The 18,575-nt window shown below is 53.9% G+C and carries 19 protein-coding genes; 16 read left to right on the forward strand and 3 right to left on the reverse strand.

The window, feature by feature from the left end; all coding sequences use genetic code 11:
- Nucleotides 1–38 precede the first annotated feature (38 nt).
- The 16 genes from STSP2_RS02270 (at nucleotide 39) to STSP2_RS02345 (ending at nucleotide 14,769) form a co-directional block, all read left to right on the forward strand.
- On the forward strand, nucleotides 39–1,253 hold the full coding sequence (locus STSP2_RS02270) for a bifunctional UDP-N-acetylglucosamine diphosphorylase/glucosamine-1-phosphate N-acetyltransferase GlmU (RefSeq protein WP_146659475.1): 1,215 nt from the start codon (nucleotides 39–41) through the stop codon (nucleotides 1,251–1,253).
- A gap of 15 nt (nucleotides 1,254–1,268) precedes the next feature.
- Nucleotides 1,269–2,216 (forward strand): ribose-phosphate diphosphokinase, encoded by a 948-nt coding sequence (locus tag STSP2_RS02275; protein ID WP_146659477.1) that lies wholly within the window; start codon nucleotides 1,269–1,271, stop codon nucleotides 2,214–2,216.
- A gap of 62 nt (nucleotides 2,217–2,278) precedes the next feature.
- Nucleotides 2,279–2,932, forward strand: a complete 654-nt coding sequence (locus STSP2_RS02280) for a 50S ribosomal protein L25 (protein ID WP_146659479.1) — start codon at nucleotides 2,279–2,281, stop codon at nucleotides 2,930–2,932.
- Between the two features lie 65 nt (nucleotides 2,933–2,997).
- Nucleotides 2,998–3,573 carry an aminoacyl-tRNA hydrolase gene (gene pth, locus STSP2_RS02285; RefSeq protein ID WP_205847965.1) on the forward strand — a complete coding sequence of 192 codons (576 nt, stop codon included), beginning with the start codon at nucleotides 2,998–3,000 and terminating at the stop codon, nucleotides 3,571–3,573.
- A gap of 39 nt (nucleotides 3,574–3,612) precedes the next feature.
- Nucleotides 3,613–4,092: a 30S ribosomal protein S6 gene (gene rpsF, locus STSP2_RS02290; protein ID WP_146659481.1), complete on the forward strand. Its 480-nt coding sequence runs from the start codon at nucleotides 3,613–3,615 to the stop codon at nucleotides 4,090–4,092.
- 45 nt (nucleotides 4,093–4,137) lie between these two features.
- Nucleotides 4,138–4,605 (forward strand): single-stranded DNA-binding protein, encoded by a 468-nt coding sequence (locus STSP2_RS02295; RefSeq protein ID WP_146659483.1) that lies wholly within the window; start codon nucleotides 4,138–4,140, stop codon nucleotides 4,603–4,605.
- Nucleotides 4,606–4,663: 58 nt separating this feature from the next.
- Entirely contained in the window at nucleotides 4,664–4,909 is a 246-nt protein-coding gene (rpsR, locus tag STSP2_RS02300; RefSeq protein WP_146659485.1) for a 30S ribosomal protein S18, read from the forward strand.
- A gap of 81 nt (nucleotides 4,910–4,990) precedes the next feature.
- On the forward strand, nucleotides 4,991–5,503 hold the full coding sequence (rplI, locus tag STSP2_RS02305) for a 50S ribosomal protein L9 (protein ID WP_146659487.1): 513 nt from the start codon (nucleotides 4,991–4,993) through the stop codon (nucleotides 5,501–5,503).
- 2 nt (nucleotides 5,504–5,505) lie between these two features.
- Complete coding sequence (gene dnaB / locus STSP2_RS02310) at nucleotides 5,506–6,867, forward strand: replicative DNA helicase (RefSeq protein ID WP_146659489.1); 1,362 nt, start codon at nucleotides 5,506–5,508, stop codon at nucleotides 6,865–6,867.
- Nucleotides 6,868–6,875: 8 nt separating this feature from the next.
- On the forward strand, nucleotides 6,876–9,227 hold the full coding sequence (bamA, locus tag STSP2_RS02315; RefSeq protein WP_146659491.1) for an outer membrane protein assembly factor BamA: 2,352 nt from the start codon (nucleotides 6,876–6,878) through the stop codon (nucleotides 9,225–9,227).
- Nucleotides 9,228–9,351: 124 nt separating this feature from the next.
- Nucleotides 9,352–9,945 (forward strand): OmpH/Skp family outer membrane protein, encoded by a 594-nt coding sequence (locus STSP2_RS02320; protein ID WP_146659493.1) that lies wholly within the window; start codon nucleotides 9,352–9,354, stop codon nucleotides 9,943–9,945.
- Between the two features lie 18 nt (nucleotides 9,946–9,963).
- Nucleotides 9,964–11,004, forward strand: coding sequence for a UDP-3-O-(3-hydroxymyristoyl)glucosamine N-acyltransferase (gene lpxD, locus STSP2_RS02325; protein ID WP_146659495.1), 1,041 nt, complete (start codon nucleotides 9,964–9,966; stop codon nucleotides 11,002–11,004).
- The gene (gene lpxC / locus STSP2_RS02330) at nucleotides 10,982–12,292 is read left to right on the forward strand and encodes a UDP-3-O-acyl-N-acetylglucosamine deacetylase (RefSeq protein ID WP_146659497.1); all 1,311 of its coding nucleotides are present in this window, start codon (nucleotides 10,982–10,984) and stop codon (nucleotides 12,290–12,292) included. Before lpxD ends, lpxC begins: the two co-directional genes overlap by 23 nt.
- Nucleotides 12,293–12,358: 66 nt before the next feature.
- Nucleotides 12,359–13,168, forward strand: coding sequence for an acyl-ACP--UDP-N-acetylglucosamine O-acyltransferase (gene lpxA / locus STSP2_RS02335; protein WP_146659499.1), 810 nt, complete (start codon nucleotides 12,359–12,361; stop codon nucleotides 13,166–13,168).
- A 19-nt stretch (nucleotides 13,169–13,187) separates the two neighbouring features.
- Nucleotides 13,188–14,189 (forward strand): Gfo/Idh/MocA family oxidoreductase, encoded by a 1,002-nt coding sequence (locus STSP2_RS02340; RefSeq protein WP_146659501.1) that lies wholly within the window; start codon nucleotides 13,188–13,190, stop codon nucleotides 14,187–14,189.
- Nucleotides 14,190–14,307: 118 nt separating this feature from the next.
- Complete coding sequence (locus STSP2_RS02345) at nucleotides 14,308–14,769, forward strand: hypothetical protein (RefSeq protein WP_146659502.1); 462 nt, start codon at nucleotides 14,308–14,310, stop codon at nucleotides 14,767–14,769.
- Between the two features lie 87 nt (nucleotides 14,770–14,856).
- Here STSP2_RS02345 and nfi read toward each other — a convergent pair whose 3' ends face one another.
- The 3 genes from nfi to STSP2_RS02360 form a co-directional block, all read right to left on the reverse strand.
- The gene (nfi, locus tag STSP2_RS02350) at nucleotides 14,857–15,525 is read right to left on the reverse strand and encodes a deoxyribonuclease V (RefSeq protein WP_146663974.1); all 669 of its coding nucleotides are present in this window, start codon (nucleotides 15,523–15,525) and stop codon (nucleotides 14,857–14,859) included.
- Nucleotides 15,526–15,527: 2 nt separating this feature from the next.
- Nucleotides 15,528–17,018 (reverse strand): sulfatase family protein, encoded by a 1,491-nt coding sequence (locus STSP2_RS02355; RefSeq protein ID WP_146659504.1) that lies wholly within the window; start codon nucleotides 17,016–17,018, stop codon nucleotides 15,528–15,530.
- A 105-nt stretch (nucleotides 17,019–17,123) separates the two neighbouring features.
- Nucleotides 17,124–18,569 carry a sulfatase-like hydrolase/transferase gene (locus STSP2_RS02360; protein ID WP_146659506.1) on the reverse strand — a complete coding sequence of 482 codons (1,446 nt, stop codon included), beginning with the start codon at nucleotides 18,567–18,569 and terminating at the stop codon, nucleotides 17,124–17,126.
- Nucleotides 18,570–18,575 lie beyond the last annotated feature (6 nt).

Genomic DNA, 18,575 nt, shown 5'->3' on the forward strand with positions numbered 1-18,575 from the left:
ATGCTCATAGTTTAAGAGCACAGGTGGAGATTATATTTATGGCACAAAAAGTTGCGATTATTATGGCTGCCGGGCAGAGTACCCGGATGAATACGAAGCTTCCGAAGGTTCTTCATGAAGTTTGCGGACGTCCTATGCTCTCATACGTTCTCGATGCCTGCCGTCAGGCCGGTGTTGATCGTATCATTATAGTTGTCGGTTACGGCAAGGAGCAGATCATTGATCGTTTCGGCGACCAGGCGGACATCACTTTCGTCGAACAGAAAGAGCAGAAAGGAACCGGCCATGCCGTCATGTGCTGTCGTGATGAGCTCGAACGTTTCAAGGGTCAGACCCTCATACTGTGCGGCGATGCACCTCTGATCCGCAGCGAAACGCTCAAAACGCTCATCGAAAAGCATGAGCAGGAGAAATCAGCTGCGACTCTCGCGACCACCATACTCGATAATCCTGCAGGCTACGGCCGAATCGTCCGCGACAGCTACGGCAATATTCAGGGAATCGTCGAACATAACGACTGCACAGATCAGCAGCTCCAGATCAAGGAAGTAAACCCGGGCTATTTCTGCTTCGAAACGCCGGTCCTGCTGGACGCTCTCAAAGAGATCAAGCCCAACAACGTCAAAAACGAATATTATCTCACAGATGCCCTGCATATTACGATCGCAACCGGCGGCAAAGTCACAGCGGTAACAGCGGTAGCACCAGAGGACGCGATGGGCGTCAACAACCGTCGCCAGCTCTCACAGGCCAGCAAGATCATGCAGGAACGTATTCAGGACAAGCTCATGGACGCCGGCGTAACGATCGTCGACCCGCCCAATACCTGGATCGATGTTCGTGCCCAGATCGGCCAGGATACTGTCATCGAGCCTTTCACCTACATACACGGCCAGGTCAGTATAGGCACTAATTGCCGTATCGGCCCGTTCGCCTTTCTCAGGAACGGCACGCAGATCGGCGATGACGTAGTGCTGGGCGTTTTCACCGAGATCAAAAATACCAGGCTCGCCGACGGCGTTCGCGCACGACATCACAGCTACCTCGGTGACGCAGAGATCGAAGCCAATTCCGATATCGGCGCGGGGGCACTGACCGCAAACTTTGACGGCCAGAAGATACAGAAGACTAAGATCGGTCCGAATACGTTCGTAGGACCGGGGGCCGTGCTGGTTGCGCCGATCGAGATAGGCCCTGATTCGCACCTTGAGCCGGGCAAAGTTGTAACACAGAAGGATCTGAAAAAAGGATAGTGAAGGGCAGTGAACGTGAATAACGAAATTAAAATTTTTGGCGGCAGCTCAAATCCAGAGCTAACAAAAGCCATTTGTAAATATCTTGACCTCGATCAGGGCAAGGCGAAGATAGCACCTTTCCCGGACGGCGAATCGTTTATCAAGATCGAAGACGATGTCCGCGGCAGGGACTGTTTTGTTATACAATCCACCTGTGCACCCGTCGACGGCAATCTGATGGAGCTGCTGATCTTCCTGGACTGTCTCAAGCGCGCAAGCGCAAGACGCGTTACCGCAGTTGTCCCGTATTTCGGCTACGCACGCCAGGACAGAAAAGACGAAGGCAGGGTGCCCATTACTGCCAAACTCGTCGCAAACATAATATCGACCGCAGGCGCTGACCGCGTACTCTCGATCGACCTGCATGCACAGCAGATGCAGGGATTTTTCGACATCCCGGTCGATCATCTCATGGCAGAACCGGTGCTGGTCAAATACTTCAAAGAGAAAGAGCTCAAGGACCTGACCATAGTATCGCCCGATGTGGGCAACATGAAAACCGCTGCACGCTACGCACGCGAACTTGGCGGCGACCTGGCGATCATACACAAAAAACGCATCAACGGTAAAGAGATCGAAGCCGAAGAGATTATAGGTTCTGTCGAAGGCCGAAATGTTCTCATGTGCGACGATATGATCTCGACTGCCGGCACTATGTGCGGAGCGGCCAAGCTTGTACGCGAAAGAGGTGCAAAGAATATTATCGCTGGTGCAACCCACGGCGTTTTTGCAGGTCCCGCAGTTGAAAGGATCAATGCTGCTCCTTTCGACGAGGTCATCGTTACCGACACGATACCTCTCAGCGATGATGTCAAGAAGATCAAAAACCTCAAGGTTCTGACGGTTTCGAAAATGCTCGGTGAAGCTATCAAGAGGATACACTGTAACGAATCGATAAGCTGCATGTTCAAAGGCGAATAGCGGCTCAACAAGAATATAAGGTTGTAAGCAAAAGGCTTGCAGTAATAATTAGTGAGGAAATTATGGCAAAAAGACTTGTTCTAAAAGGGCAAACACGAACGGAAACCGGCTCGAAGCAGGCCAAAAGACTCCGCGATCAGGGTCTTGTGCCCGCCATCGCGTACGGCCACAAAGAAGAACCGATCTCGATCAAGCTCAACTGTCATGACCTGACCGAGGCACTGCACCATGGTCACCGTCTGATGGACATCGAGGTTGACGGAAAGCTCGAAACTGTGATCGTAAAGGATCTGCAGTATGACCACCTCGGTAAAGGGATCATCCACGCGGACCTGATGCGTGTAGACGCCTCCGAAAAGGTCAACGTCACAGTTGCTATCGAGGCCAAAGGCACCGCGAAGGGTACTCTCGAAGAAGGCGGCATGCTCCAGATCGTCGCCGACACCATCGACATCAACTGCCCGGCAGAAGACATCCCCGAGGTTATTTACTACAACGTTGAAGATCTCGAGATCGGCGATGCCTTCCACGCAAACGAACTGCCTCTTCCCGAGGGCGCAGAGCTTGTCAGCGAGCCTGAAACTACTCTTGCAAGCTGCATCATGACAAGGGTTGAGGAAGAAGAGGAAGAGGAAGAAATGGTTCCGGGCGAAATACCGACCGAGCCTGAAGTTATTACCGAACGTCCTGCAGAGGAAGAAACTGAAGAAGGTTGATCAGAGCTCTTTTAAAAAAGCTTTTCGCTCCGTCGCAAGATCGGCAGCATGACACGGAACACGATATGGCAGATATTCGCATGATAGTCGGACTGGGAAACCCCGGTTCAAAATATCGCGGCACCCGCCACAATGTCGGTTTCGATGTCATCGATATGCTGGCTCAGCGTTTGGCGGTCGACGTCAAACAGAAAAAGTTCGGCGCACTGCTCGGCGAAAGCTTTTATGAAGGTAAAAAGTTAATACTCGTAAAACCCCAGCAATTCATGAACCGCTCCGGCCAGGTAGTTGCAACCGCTGCGGGATTTTACAAGCTGCCCCTGGAGAACCTGATCGTCATAACCGACGATCTTGCCCTCGAGCCCGGCGTCGTCAGGCTCAGGCCCAAAGGTTCGGCAGGCGGACACAACGGACTGGCGGACATTATCCGCAAGCTCCACAGCCAGGAATTTCCCCGGCTGCGTGTCGGCATCGGGCAAAGCGAAGTTATCGAAACGGTATCCTACGTACTGGGCAAACCAGCCCCCGAACAAAAGGAGCCGCTCGAAAAGGCGAAAAAAGATGCCCTCGCCGCGACCCTCTGCTGGGTGGACGAAGGCATCAGCAACGCCATGAATAAATTTAATGTAAAACAAAATTAGAATTGAAACTCAATCACTCTCTATAACAGGAGGTACAAGTTGGCTACCGATAAAAAAAGACTCTACGAAGGGATGTTCCTGGTCGATTCGGCACTGGCTGCCGCTGACTGGAACGCTGCCATCGGCGCTGTGGAAAGAGTACTCTCAAGGGCCGAAGCGGATGTAGTTTCCCTCAAGAAGTGGGACGAGCGAAAGCTGACCTATGCCATTAAAGGCAAGGTCAGAGGTACTTACATCCTGACTTACTTTAAGTGTGATCCCGAAAAGCTCTCTCCGATGGAACGCGACGTTCAGCTTTCCGAAGAGATAATCCGGGCGCTTTTCCTTAAGACAGACAAGATGAGCGACGAAGACATCAACCAGTTGACTCCGCTGGAACAGGCCGAGAAGGAAGAGGCCGAAGCTCAGAAGGCCAAAGAAGAAGCCATGGCTAAAGCTACTGCAGTCGAAGAAGAACCCGCAGCAGAAGGTTCTGAAGGATCGGCAGATACCGCCCAAACAGAAGAAAAAGCGGAGTAGCTTAACAGGCTCTAACTCTCAAAAACCTCTAAAAGGGAGAGTGGAATGGCAAGTTATAACAAAGTAATACTGATGGGAAATCTCACCAGGGACCCCCAACTGTCTTATCTGCCCAGCCAGACGCCGGTCTGCGAGTTCTCTATCGCGACCAACCGACGTTTCAAAAGGCAGGACGGCAGCCAGGGCGAAGAGGCCTGCTTTACCGATTGTCAGATTTTCGGCAAACGAGCGGAAGTGATAAACAAATACTTCCAGAAGGGCAGCCCCATTTTCGTCGAAGGACGTCTCAAGCTCGATACCTGGCAGGCTCAGGACGGCTCGAAACGCTCCAGGCTCAGGGTTTTCGTCGAAAACTTCGAGTTTGTAGGCGGCGGCAGTGGCGGCGGCGGCTCGCGAGGCGGCAACCAGTCCCAGGGACAGCCCCAACAGTATAACAACAATCAGCAGTTTAACCAGGGCCCGCAGGACACAGGGGAACCGTTCAATCCTATGGATGACGATATTCCCTTCTAGGCCCAAACATGGTATAATAAAAATCAATCGTAAGTAAACGAATGTAGAGGTCTGCTATATGGCAAAGAGAAGAAAGAAAAGAAAGTTCGCAACCGGACTGCGCGAGCAAAGCCAATGTCGGTTCTGCAGGGAAAAAAAGAACTACATCGACTATAAGGACATCGACACCTTGCAAAAGCTGCTCACAAACCGCGGGAAAATTTTCTCTCGCAAACGCAGCGGCAATTGTGCAAAATGTCAGAGAAGGGTAAAACGAGCCATCAAACGCGCAAGATTCATGGCTCTGCTGCCTTACGCTACATGATCGCGACCCGATCGTGATGCGTCTAATAGTTAACTAACATATTTCTGTTAAATATACGCCTGAACAAGGTGGAGATATATCATGAAGATTCTACTCACGCAAGACGTTGAAAATCTCGGCTACCTGGGTGACGTGGTCGATGTAAAGGATGGTTACGCCAGAAACTACCTTCTGCCATACGGCATCGCGACCGTACCCACAGAAGGCAACATCAAGTCTCTGGCTGACGAAAAAGCAAAACGCGCTGAAGAACGTCGCCTCGTTCGCGAACAGCTCGAACGTGCAGCCGAAAAGGTCGAAGGCGCAGAAGCCGTCATCGCTTCAAAGGCAAACGAGCAGGGCCACCTCTTTGGTTCTGTTACAGAACGCGACATTGCTGAGAACCTCAGAGAACAGGGCTACGAGATCGCTGACGATATGATTAAGATCGATCATCACCTCAAGGAAGTCGGCGGACACGATGTCGAGGTAAAACTCGCTGCGGATCTCAGCGCACAGATCAAAGTTACCGTCATTTCGCTTGAACAGGCTGAAGAAGCGGCAAACGCTCCAGCCGAAGAAGCCGAAACTGAAGAAGCGGAGACCGAGGAATAAGTATGGCCGAAACGTCTGTGGGCCAAAATACATACATGGGCAAAAGGATGCCCGAATCACTCGAAGCCGAGGCGGCAGTGCTCGGCTCGATGGTTATTGATTCCGCCTGTATCGGGCAGGTCGTGCAGACGGTTACAGCCGAAAATTTCTATCACCCACAGCACCAACCGATCTATGAGGCCCTTGCCGCACTCTATGAGCGGGGAGGGCAGATCGACCTTGTTCTGCTTCGTGACGAGCTCAAGAAAAAGAACAAGCTCGAAGAGATCGGCGGCGTCGACTATCTTGTCAAAGTCGCCGAGTCGGTACCAAGCGCAGCCAACTTCGAATACTATGCCGAGATCGTCCACGAAAAGGCTCTCCTTCGCCAGCTTATACACGCCAGCAAGGAGATCATGGACAAGGCCTTCGAAGAGGGTGAAGTTGCCGAAAAGCTCAACTATGCTGAAAAGCGCGTCTTCGAAGTAACCGAAAAACGCATGACCGGCGCAGCACTTCCCATGAAGAACCTGCTCGCCGAAGCTTTCGAGCTCATAGAGGCCCGCGAAGGTCAGCGCATCACCGGCCTGCCCACAGGGTATTGGGAACTCGACGACTTGCTCTGCGGCATGCAGCACGGCGAAATGAGCATCATCGCGGCCCGACCTAGTATGGGTAAGACCAGTTTTGCGATGAATGTTGCCGAGCACATTGCAGCCGACAATAACACACCGCTGGTGATGTTCTCGCTCGAAATGGGCAAACATCAGCTCGTCGAGCGTATGCTTTGCGGCCGTGCCCGCGTCGATGCCCAGAAGGTCCGCCGCGGCACACTCAGCACCGAAGAAACAGCTATACTGACCGAAACCGCAAGCGAGCTTTTCGAAGCGCCGATCTTCATCGACGATACGCCGGGCCTTACCCCGCTGGAAATGCTCGGCAAGTGCCGTCGCCTCAAGGCACAGCACGATATACAGGCCGTCTTCATCGACTATCTGCAGCTAATGAGTCTGGGCGGCCGTGTCGAATCACGCCAACAGGAAGTAAGTACTATCTCGCGTCAGCTCAAATCGCTCGCCCGCGAATTGGACGTACCCGTTGTCGTTCTCAGTCAGCTCAACCGTGCCGCCGAGGGCCGTGACGGCCACCGTCCGCGCATGAGCGATCTGCGTGACAGTGGAAGTATCGAACAGGACGCCGACGTTATCATGCTGCTGCACCGCGAGGATTACTATCACCGAGGCGATCCCGAATGGGAAGAGAATAACACTGCCGAGATCATTGTCGCCAAGCAGCGTAACGGCCCAACCGACACCGTCAAACTCACATTTAACGGCCAGTACACGCGTTTCGACAACCAGTCTCACGCAGACGAACCTTTTTAGGAGCCACGATGACTTTTCGGAAAGAGGATTTCACCAGAGCCGGACTACTCCTTTTGGCCATGATGGTTTTTGCGTATCCCGCATTTGCCGCCGAACAGGAAGACGTTAATCTGCAGGGCAAAAGGATTGCCGCAATAAAGATCGAGGGCAATGTAACGCTCACACGCGCCCAGGTTCTTGCAAAAGTCCGCGCACGCGCAGGCGAAACATTCGATCGTTCCACCGCTGCCGAAGACGCACGTCGTATCGCTGAAGTTGACGGCGTCGAATACTCCTACTACAACGCATCACCGCAGGACGGCCAGGTGCTACTAACCTATGTGGTAGTTGAAAAGAACCTCGTCCGCGCACTCGAGTTCCCCGGCAGCGACAAGATCAGTGAAAACCGTCTCTCCGCCGAGCTCGCCTTCAAGCAGGGCGATTACCTCGACCTCTTCCTCGTGAACAACGGCAGGCAAGCCATCGAGGATCTTTACCATAAACGCGGCTACGTCTTCACCGAGATTACCGTAGACCGTGAGAAACTCGAAGTCGGCCAGGTCTTCTACAAGATCGAAGAGGGACCCCGTGTAAAGGTCAAAGAAGTCAATTTTGTGGGCAACGAAGCACTGACGGACAAAGAGCTGGACAAGGGCATAAAAACCAGAACCCGCGCCCTGATGCTCTGGCCCGTCTATTATAAGGAAGACGTTGCAGAAGAAGACGTCGCAAAACTGACCGCCGCATATCAGGACCGCGGCTACCTCGATGTCCAGGTCACCAAGTCTGTAGAGTTTTCCGAGAACAGAAAAAAAGCCTACGTCACATTCACTATAGACGAAGGCCCCAAATACACCGTCGGCGAGGTCAGCATCACCGGCAATGAATACTTCACCGATGCGGAACTGCAGACCGAGAACCTCAAGCTCATGCCGGGCCAGTCATACAGCGAAGAACGAAGCGATTTCGACGCGAGGAAAATACAGTACCACTACCGCGAGATAGGCTTCATCAACGCAACCGTTGATCAGAAGCGTTCATTCGGTGACGGCGGCACGGTCGATGTCGAGTTCCAGGTCACCGAGGGCGATCGTTTCCGCATAGGCAAGGTGAACATCTCAGGCAATGAAGCGGTCAAAGGCAAAGTGATCCGCCGCATTCTCGACGAAGAAGAATTCACACCAGGCAAATGGTACGACGCGGACGCCGCACGCGGCAACGGCCAGGGGCAGCTCGAAAACACAGTCAAACGGCTCGCCTTGACAGAATCGACCTTCATCCAGCCGACGGGCGACGCTGCCGACCATCGCGACGCTAATGTAAATGTCGTCGAATCCCGTACCGGCTCTATCATGTTTGGTGCAGGCGTAGCGTCCAACACGGGCCTCATCGGTCAGGTCACACTCGATCAGCGAAATTTTGACCTGTTCGACTATCCGGACAGCTTCAGCGAATTTATTACCGGCCAGGCATTCAAAGGCGCGGGTCAGCGTTTCAAGGCCTCCTTCCTGCCCGGTACCGAAGAAAGCTCCTTCTCCGTGACCTTCACGGAACCTTACCTTTACGATAAACCCCTGGCGCTCGATTTTGCGGCCAGCGGATTTACCCGTGTGCAGGAAGCCTATGACGAAAACCGCCTTAAGGGTTACATCGGCCTCGAAAAACGCTACGCCGACGACTGGCGCAGAGGCATAGCTTTCCGTGTCGAGAACATCAGCGTCGACGACCTCGAACCCGATGCACCGGTAGAGATACGCGATGTCAAGGGTGACAACGGCCTGCTGGGCGTAAAGGCGTTCATCCGCAAAGACACCACGGACAATCGCTTCCTGCCAACCAGCGGTTACCACTTCGACGCAGGCTATGAGCAGGTCGGCGGTGACCACAACTTCGGTATCGTAAGTGCGACACAGCGTTGGTACAAGACTCTCCACGAGGATCTCGCCGAAAGAAAAACCGTTCTCGAAACAAAGATCAAGGCCGGCGCCATTGTCGGCGACGCACCTCCTTTCGAACGTTTCTACGCAGGCGGTACAGGTTCGCTTCGCGGTTTCGAATACCGAGGCGTCAGCCCCCGCGGCCTGCAGACAAACGTAGCGAACCCCGAATACGAGGACCCGATCGGAAGTGACTGGCTCCTTATCGGTTCCGCTGAAGTCGCGGTCCCTCTTACCTCGGACGTGTTCTCCTGGCTATTCTTTGTCGACACCGGCGCAGTCGAAACCGGAGGCGTGCGTGCCTCGGTCGGTACCGGTCTGCAGATCCTGCTTCCACAGTGGTTCGGCCCGGTCCCGATGCGTTTTGAACTGGCCGCACCGTTGGCAAAAGACGAAACCGACGATACACAGGCCTTCAGCTTCTCCGTCGGAGCACTCTTCTAAAAACGGCCCAATTACTGTGTACAATCTGCACCCCAAGCCTGTATAATGGCCCCGATCAGTTAAAGCTTTGAAATCACTTTGCACGAATTGAAAATGGAATTTTACCGCAAGAAGGAGCAAGACCATGAAATCAACTAAACTCGTTTCGCTCGTAGTGATCGCCGCGGTCGCCATAACTGTAACTGGTTTCCAGGCCGGATTCGCCGAAGCCAAAAAGAAATTTGAACCTGCAAAAATCGGCATCGTCAGCGTCAGAACGGTTCTCGACGAAAGCAAGAGCAACGAACAGTGGGAACAGAAGATAAATCAGCAGTCCAAAGAGGTCACCGAAGAACTCAAACGCCTCCAGGCCGAAGCTGAATCACTCAAACAGCAGACACTGGCTCTCAAGCCCGGCACCGAAGACTATGCCGAAAAGAAACGCCAGTTCGCCGAGAAGCAGGCCATCCTCAAGGCAAAAGACAATTATTACCAGGAAGAGTTCGGCAACATGCAAAAAGAATGGGCCGAAGAGTTCTACCAGGAGATCCTAGAAGCCGTGCAGCAGGCCGCTGAAAACAACAATCTCGATATTGTACTTGCTCGTGAAGATGTGGATCTGCCCGCACCAAGTGCACGCGAACTCATGCTGACCATCAAAACAACCAAGGTGCTTTACAACAGCGACCACCTCGATATAACCGACCAGGTGCTCGCTATCGTCGATGCAGGCAAATAGTTCGGGGATACCCATATCATGCAGTCAACGACGATCTCGATATCGGAATTGGCCGAAAAGCTCAATGCAAGGCTTATCGGCGAAGGCACTCTGGACGTAGGTAAAGTCAACACCCTCGATGCTGCAGGCCCTACTGACGTGACCTTCCTCACCGCTGAGAAATTCGCAGAAAAGGCGCTCAGTACCAAAGCTGCTGCAATCATAACAGCAGCCGAGCTCAAAACCTCTGCGCCCGCCCAGCTTATCGTCGACGAACCCCAGGCGGCGCTGATAAAGGCTTTGTACATTTTTGCACCAAGGCTTGAAGTAACTCCGGGCGTCCACAAAACAGCGGTCATTGACGATTCCGCTCAACTGGGCGACAATGTTTCCATAGGCCCAAATGCTGTAATCGGCAAAAATGTCGTCATAGGCGAAAATACTATCATAGGCCCGGGCTGCACCATCGAAGAAGGTACAGCCATCGGCTCCAACTCTCGTCTCGGCCCAAGTGTTACGATCTATCACAGCTGCAAAATCGGCGATAACTGCACCATAAAGGCCAATTCCACCATCGGTGGCACCGGTTACGGCTATTACTTCCTGGATGGACAGCACCGCCTCGTCCCGCATAACGGATCGGTCGTCATCGAAGACTGCGTCGATATCGGTTCGAACACATGTATTGACAGAGCGAAATTTGGCAATACCATAGTAGGAGCAGGTACGAAAATAGATAATATGGTTCAGATTGCCCATAATTGCGAGATTGGACGCTGCTGCCTCATCGCCGGCTGCACTGGAATCGCCGGTTCCGTAAAGATCCGTGATGGAGCGGTACTGGGAGGCCAGACAGGGGTTGTTGACAATGTCACGATCGGCCCCGGTGCGATGCTAGGTGCAAAGACGATGGCGATATCCGATCTCGAAGGCGGAAAAAGCTATTTCGGCAGTCCTGCCGAAGATGCAAGGGCGTCCTTGAAACAGACAGCGGCCGTCAAAAAGCTGCCCGAGATTATCAAGCAGTTTAAAAAACTGGCGAAACGAGTCGATAAGCTTGAAAGCTCAAAAGACAATTAAAAGCGAAATAAAGCTCTCCGGCAAAGGGCTCTTCAGCGGAAAAGACGTAAAACTCGTCTTCAAGCCCGCCGAACCCGATACCGGCATTGTCTTCGTGCGCACAGATTTCGAGCAGCCTATTAAGGTCCCTGTCGCCGCTGCCAACATCACCGAGGTACAGCGCCGTTCGGCACTTAAAAAAGGCCCCGCTACGATCGAGACCCCCGAACACTGTCTTGCTGCCATAAACGCAATGGGCATCGACAACATAACCATCGAGATCGACTCCGTGGAACTACCCGGCTTCGACGGCAGCAGCGATGAATTCTACAAGACCCTGCGAAAAGTTGGCGTAGAGGATCAGCCCGAGGCCCCGTCACGCGAATTCGTCATAAAAGAACCTGTCAGCGTCATCGACGGCGACACCTCCATCCACGCCGTCCCGTCCGAAGAGCCCGGCCTGAGCATCACATACGATCTCGACTATACACAGCACACCGGCATCGGCCGCCAGCTCTATAGCTGCAATCTCAACACCGACCACTTCGAACGCGAACTCGCCAACGCCCGCACCTTCTGTCTTGAAGCCGAAGCGAGACAGATGCAGGCCCACGGCATCGGAACGCATCTCACGCCCAAAGACATACTCGTGATAAACTCCGACGGCCCGATCAAAAACAACTACCGCTATCCAAACGAATGCGTCCGCCACAAGATCGTCGACCTGATTGGCGACCTCGCCTTCGTGGGCAGACCGGTCTCCGGACGCATCGTAGCATACAAGTCCGGCCACGCAGTAAACCAGAAGCTCGCCAAAAAGCTCGCAAAACTCGCACGCGAAACCGAAAAGGCCGCAGCTTCCGAACGTGCCGTACTCAATATTCGAAAGATCCAGCGGATCCTTCCGCATCGCTATCCCTTCCTGCTCGTCGACAAAGTCATCGACATCGAAGGCGACAGCAAAATAACCGGAATAAAAAACGTAACCATAAACGAGCAGTTCTTCCAGGGCCATTTCCCCGGAACACCCGTCATGCCCGGCGTACTCATCGTTGAGGCACTCGCACAGGTCTCCGGCCTGCTGTTCGCACAGAAACTCGAGCATACCGGTAAACTCGCCGTCCTGCTGACAATGGACGCCGTCAAGATCCGAAAGTCCGTAGTCCCGGGCGACCAGCTCATACTCTGTGCACAGGCAAACCGTGTCCGCGGCAGAAGCGCAAAATGTGACTGCGTCGCAAAAGTCGGCGACGAAGTGGTCGCAGAAGCCGTGCTCAAGTTTATGCTCGTCGACGAAGATATAATGTAATTCACGTAAACGAAATAACTACAGTTTCATGGCATTGATTCATTAAACGGAGGTCAATTCAGTCTTATGGGTAATAACATACACCCAACTGCAGTCATAGAAGATTCCGCCAGGCTTGGCGACAACGTAACCGTCGGCCCCAACTGCTACATCGACAAAGACGCCGTCATCGGTGACAACACCGTCATGGATGCGAACGTCATCATTGGAAAAAGCGTCAAGCTCGGCTCCGGCAACACTCTCTTCGCAAACAGTGTCGTCGGCAGGCCTCCCCAACTTCTCGGCTGGACCGAGGAACAGAAAGTAGGTCAGCTCGAGATCGGTGACAACAACACTATCCGAGAAAACGTCACCATCCATCCCAGCATGCACCCCGGCGAACTGACGAAGATCGGCTCCGACAACCTCATCATGGTCGGCGTGCACATCGGACACGACTGCATCCTCGAAGACAAGATCGTCGTCAGCAACTACACGCAGATCAGCGGCCACTGCAAAGTCGAAACAGGCGTCTGGCTCAGCGGCATAGTCGCCGTACACCAGTTCGTCACCCTCGGCAAATGGTGCTACGCAGCAGGTCTCTCGGGCATCAACCACGACATCCCGCCTTTCGTCATCGTCTCCGGCCACTACCCCAATGAGGTCCGCTCCATCAACAAACGCGGCCTCAAACGCGCAGGCTACGACGACCAGACAAAAGAAAGCATCATGGGCGCCTTCAAGAAGATCTACAAGTCAAACGGCATCTTCATCGACCGTGTAAAAGAACTCGCCAAGGAATCCGACCTGGACCCGAACGTCCGCTACATGGTCGAGTTCATTATCCGCAGCCAGGAGCACCGCTTCGGCCGCTATCTCGAATCGTTCAGAGGCTAATTTCGTACAAGGATCAAAAATGACTAAACTCCGTACAGCCGTGGTAGGCGCCGGCAAAATGGGCGGCATTCACGCAAAGGTCTACGATAATCTCGACAACGCAGAACTCGTCGCCGTCGTCGACACCGACAAGGAACGCGCCGACAAACTCGCCGCTCAGTACGGCTGCCCGGCCTTTACCGACCCCGCAGCCATCATCGGCAAAGTCGACGCGGTCACCATCTCTGCGCCCACGATCTACCACCGCGACCTTGCAAAGCTCTACCTCGAGAACAAGATCCCCGTGCTCATCGAAAAACCCCTCGCCGCCAGCGTCGAAGAAGGCCGCGAGATCGTCGAGCTCGCAAAACAGAACAACGTCATCGTCGCAGTAGGCCACTCCGAACGCTGCAACCCCGTCGCGCAGGCAATGAAACGCCTCGACATCGATGCAAAGTTCATCGAGGCAAACCGCATCAGCCCATATCCCTTCCGCTCCACCGACATCGGCGTTGTGCTAGACGTGATGATCCACGACATCGATATCATCCTCTCGCTCGCAAACAGCAAGCTCAAGTCCGTCCAGGCCGTCGGTGTAAACGTCATCGCCGACCACGAGGACATCTGCAACGCACGCCTGCTCTTCGAGAACGGCTGCGTCGCGAATATCACCGCCTCGCGTCTCGCCCTCAAGACCGAACGCAAGGTCCGCGTCTTTTCGCGCCAGGCCTACCTCAGCCTCGACTACTTCAAGAAGGAAGGCATCGTAATCCAGACCGACCCCAACGTCGACGTAGTCGAATGGATCAAAAAGAATCAGGCCGACGACTTCGACTTTTCCGACGTCAACTGGCCCGACCTTCTGCACATCGAACAGCTTGAGATCGACAGCCGCGAACCCCTCCGTGTTGAACAGGAATCGTTCCTAAAAGCCATCGCCGACGACTCAGCCTCACCAGAAGTCTCAGGCGAAGAGGGCCTCGCTGCAATTGAATGCGCCCACAGCATCCTCGACGCAATAAAACAACACAAGTGGGACTAAAAAACAAATGACAGGGCGGTCCGTATACATCCGCCCGAAAGAAGTAAAAAACAAAAGCCGCGACTCCCAAAAGAGCTGCGGCTTTCCTGAGATCAGGAGAAAAAAGAAGGAGTCCATAATGACCCAAAATAAAAAGCTTCCGCTCTCCTTAAGAATTGTCGCTGCTCTCTTTATCTTGACAGGCATCTCGGGGATTCTCGAAATGATTATCGGCCTCTTCCAGGATGAATTCATTTTAAACATTGGTGGCATACTTGCGCTTTTAACCGGCTTGGGTTTATTAAAGCTCAGCTCGGGTTGGCGTTCCTTTGCACTTTTTGTTCTGTGGTTCTACATGATAGGAATCCCGGCCATGCTTGTATTCTGTGCAATTAGTGATAACGATAAAATGCAAATTTTCAACAAAGAGATCGTAAACCCTCCTCTGTTGTATGATCTAGCCTTTATGGTTCCCCTCTTCTTAATTGTCCTCTGGATGTACCACATCCTTACCCGACCCAATGTTCGCAAACTCTTCATTCCCTCTGAGCAAACCACCAAACTGCAGTCGGACCCTACTCTTTTCGACGGATTATCCTAACGGCAAAAACGCGAGCAGCATCTAAGCTGCGAGTGACTGCGTCCATTACTAAACAGTCATCACAAAAACGCAAACGCTTACCACCCCTCAAATCCGGGGTTTCATTTTTGTCACGAGCTGGTGTGCGATGCGGGTGGGTTCGGGCAGTTTGTATTTTGTCGTGCATTGCAGGACTATTCGGATCGCGTCTTGGCGTGTGCATTTGTGGCCTGGGGAGACGTATACGGGTTTGACCCGTGTTCGCGTGCGAAGTACTGCGCCGATCTTTTCATTATCATCCCACAGCCAGGCATAGTCACCTTTTTCCGGTCCGGGTTCGTCATGCTCACCGGTGAGTCTGCTCTTGGCGCAGCCGATGGTGGGCCGATCGAAGAATAGGCCGAGATGGCTTGCGAGCCCCATGCGGCGGGGATGTGCGGTGCCTTGTCCGTCGATGATGAAGACGCTGGGCACGTGTTTAAGTTTCATCGCGGCGGCTATGCACGCGGGGCCTTCGCGAAAGCTGAGGTAGCCCGGGACATAGGGCATCTGCACGGGACGCACGGCTTCGGCTGTCTCGACGATCTCGAAATCCGGCCAGCGCATGACGACGATCACCGCGCCGATACGCGAGCCGTCTTTGCTGAACGCGCAGTCCAGACCAGCCACCAGTTTGGGCTTTTTATCGAACGAAGTGAACCGCAACTTGCCGGCAAGCTCTTCCTGCAGCGCCCGAGCCTGCTTATAGTCCAGATCCCAGCCGTGCAGATTCTTCACTCTCAAAGCATCTTCTCCCGCCACCAGGCGACGCGCTGGGCAGGGCTCGGGTCCTCACCAAGCCCGCGGTTCTTCATGATCTTTGCATACCGCTTCTCGAAGAAGTTTTGCCAGTACTTTCGTGTCTGGGCATCCTCGGGCGTCTGGCCCTTGTCTTCCGTTTCCTCAATCCACTTATCCAGCACACCCCGCAGTTCCGCCAGTTTGTCGGCATACTTCGCATCGCCCGCCAGGTTGTTGATCTCCCAGGGATCGCTTTGGAGGTCGTAAAGTTCTTCTTTTGGCCGAACGTCCGCCATGAAGGGCTTCTGCGCATCGGTCAGCTTGCCCTGCTGTTTCCACAACTGCAGCAGTGAAAGCGCAGGATACGCCTGCATCTTGTAGCAGTTCATCTGTGTATAAGGCCGATCGGGGTAGAAGTTGCGAATGTACTTAAACCGTTTCGTTCGGACGCACCGTATGCGGTCGGTGGTCTCGTCGCATCGGTCGCGGGCAGCGAATATGTACTCTCGGTCGGTCTCACCGTTGCCGAGGAAATCGACACCTTGCAGATAATCCGGTGTGTCGATGCCGCATGCGGCCAGTGATGTCGGTACAAAGTCTATCTGACTGACGAGGTCGTCCCGCACGGTCCCGGGGGCGATTTTGTCAGGCCAACGAACGACGAGGGGAACTCGTATTCCGCCTTCGTAGAGCCACTGTTTGGCGCGTAGATGTGCACGGCCGTGATCGCCGAAATAGAAGACGACCGTGTTGTCCGCCAGCCCGTCGGCTTCGAGCCGGTCGAGAACCTCGCCGATCATTCCGTCCAGTACCTGCACGGACTCCAGGTAGTCCGCCCAGTCCCGCCGTGTCAGCGGATCGTCCGGATAATAAGGCGGCAGCTTAACGTCGTCCGCATCGATTGGCCGATCCTTGTCACGCTTGAACTTTCGATGCGTCAAAAACAGGTTCACCTGCCCATAGAACGGCTGACCATTTTTGCGATCCCGCCAGTCCGTTCCGTCGAACGCATTGCCGTCAAGCTTGAAGTTATAGTCCAGCTTGCCCGGCTTTTTCCAGTTCAGGCCGTTGCTGTTGAACGTGTAATATCCAGCGTCGCGGAACATGTCCGAAACATGCTTGACCGGCTCGGGCAGCTTGTATCCGTCCCGGCGATGGCTGCGATGATGATGTGCACCGATCGTGGTCTGGTACATGCCCGTGTTGAATGCTGACCGAGTAGGCGAACACACCGGACACGCAGCGAACGCATTCGTGAACATCGCGCCTTCGCTAGCCAGTCTATCCACGTTCGGTGTTTTGACAAGCTTTTCGCCATAGCATGCGAAATCCGGCGAGGTATCTTCCGAGACTATCCACAGAACGTTAGGGCGTTGGTCTTTGCTCTTGTTTTCCGCAGCAGATTTTTTCTCGGCCCTCACATCTGCCGCATTGACGGTCAGGCCTGCAGTTACAATTCCTGCTGTCCTCAGAAAATCTCGCCTGTTCATTTTTGATCACCTTTCATAAATAAAGACCGGCTCGACGCTTTCGCAGCACCTGAGCCGGCCAACTCATTCAATGATTCAATTTTACAAAATCATGAAACATCAATCTCACTCGCCCTTAAACAATTTAAATTTCTCTGAAGGCGTGTGAGCCTTTTCCATGATCTCTTTCATCTTTGCGACTATTTCGAGGTGCTGGTCCGCAACGTTGTTCTGTTCGCCGATGTCTTTGTTAAGGTTGTAGAGCTCTATGGGAGCTTCGGGGTTTTTCTTGACGTTCAGCCGAACGGCTTTCCACTTGCCCATGCGGACGGCCTGTCTACCGCCCCAGACGGGGAACTCCCAGTAAAGATATTCGTGCTTTTTCTGCGGTTTGCCTATGAGCTCGGGCACGAAGCTTAAACCGTCGATATTAGGAGGTGCGTCGACGCCTGCAAGCTGGGCACAGGTCGGCAGTATGTCCCAGAATGCGCTTATGTGATCGCTGACACTGCCCGCCTCGATCTTGCCGGGCCAGCGGGCGATCATCGGCACGCGGATTCCGCCTTCGTAGAGGTCCCGCTTGATGCCGCGGAACGGGCCGTTGCTGTCGAAGAAGCGCCAGTCGTTGCCGCCCTCGGTGTGGGCACCGTTGTCGCTGCTGAACATCACGATGGTGTCGTCATCGATGTCAAGCTCTTTGAGCAGGGCCATGAGCCTTCCGACGTCACTGTCCATGCGGGTGACCATCGCGGCATATGCGGCGCGGGGCTGTTCCTGTCTGCCGTAGCCGTGCTTTGAGCCTTTGTAGACTTTTTCGGACCAGCCCTTGTCCTCGTATTGTTCGAGCGAATCCTCGGGCACCGCAAGCTCGGCATGCGGGATGGTAAACGGTACGAACATGAAGAACGGTTCGTCCTTGTGCTCTTTCACGAATTCGAGGGATTTTTCGGCGATCAGGTCGTGGCTGTACTGCTGTTTGCTGTCACCCTTGTTGCCCTCCAGGATCACTTTTTTGTCGTTGTGCCACAAGTGGTCGGGGTAAAAGTGGTGCGCCTCGCGCTGGCAGTTGTAGCCGAAGAATTCGTCGAAGCCCTGGTTTATCGGGTCGCCTTCGCTGCCGGGATAGCCGAGGCCCCACTTGCCGAATGCGCCTGTCGTGTAGCCGGCTCGTTTCATGACTTCGGCGACGGTCACCTTTTCGGCGGGCAGGGGCATCTGTCCTTCGGGCTGGACTTCCCAGTTGCCGCGAATGTAACAATGGCCCGTATGTCTGCCGGTCATCAGTGAACACCGAGAGGGGGCACAAACGGTCGAACCGGAATAATGGTCGGTGAACTTCATGCCCTCGGCAGCGAGCCGGTCGATGTTGGGCGTCTTTATTTTTTCCTGTCCGTAGCAACCCAGGTCGCCGATGCCGAGATCGTCGGCGAGGATGTATATGATGTTCGGCTTGCGTCCGCCTTTGCCGCCGATCTTCGCGGTCTCGGCCATGCAGCCTGAAAGTCCGCCTGTTATGACACCCGCGGCGCCAACGCCGACAGCCTTTAGAAAATCCCTTCTGCTGAATCCCATTTTGAA

The sequence above is a fragment of the Anaerohalosphaera lusitana genome (assembly GCF_002007645.1).
GTDB lineage: Bacteria > Planctomycetota > Phycisphaerae > Sedimentisphaerales > Anaerohalosphaeraceae > Anaerohalosphaera > Anaerohalosphaera lusitana.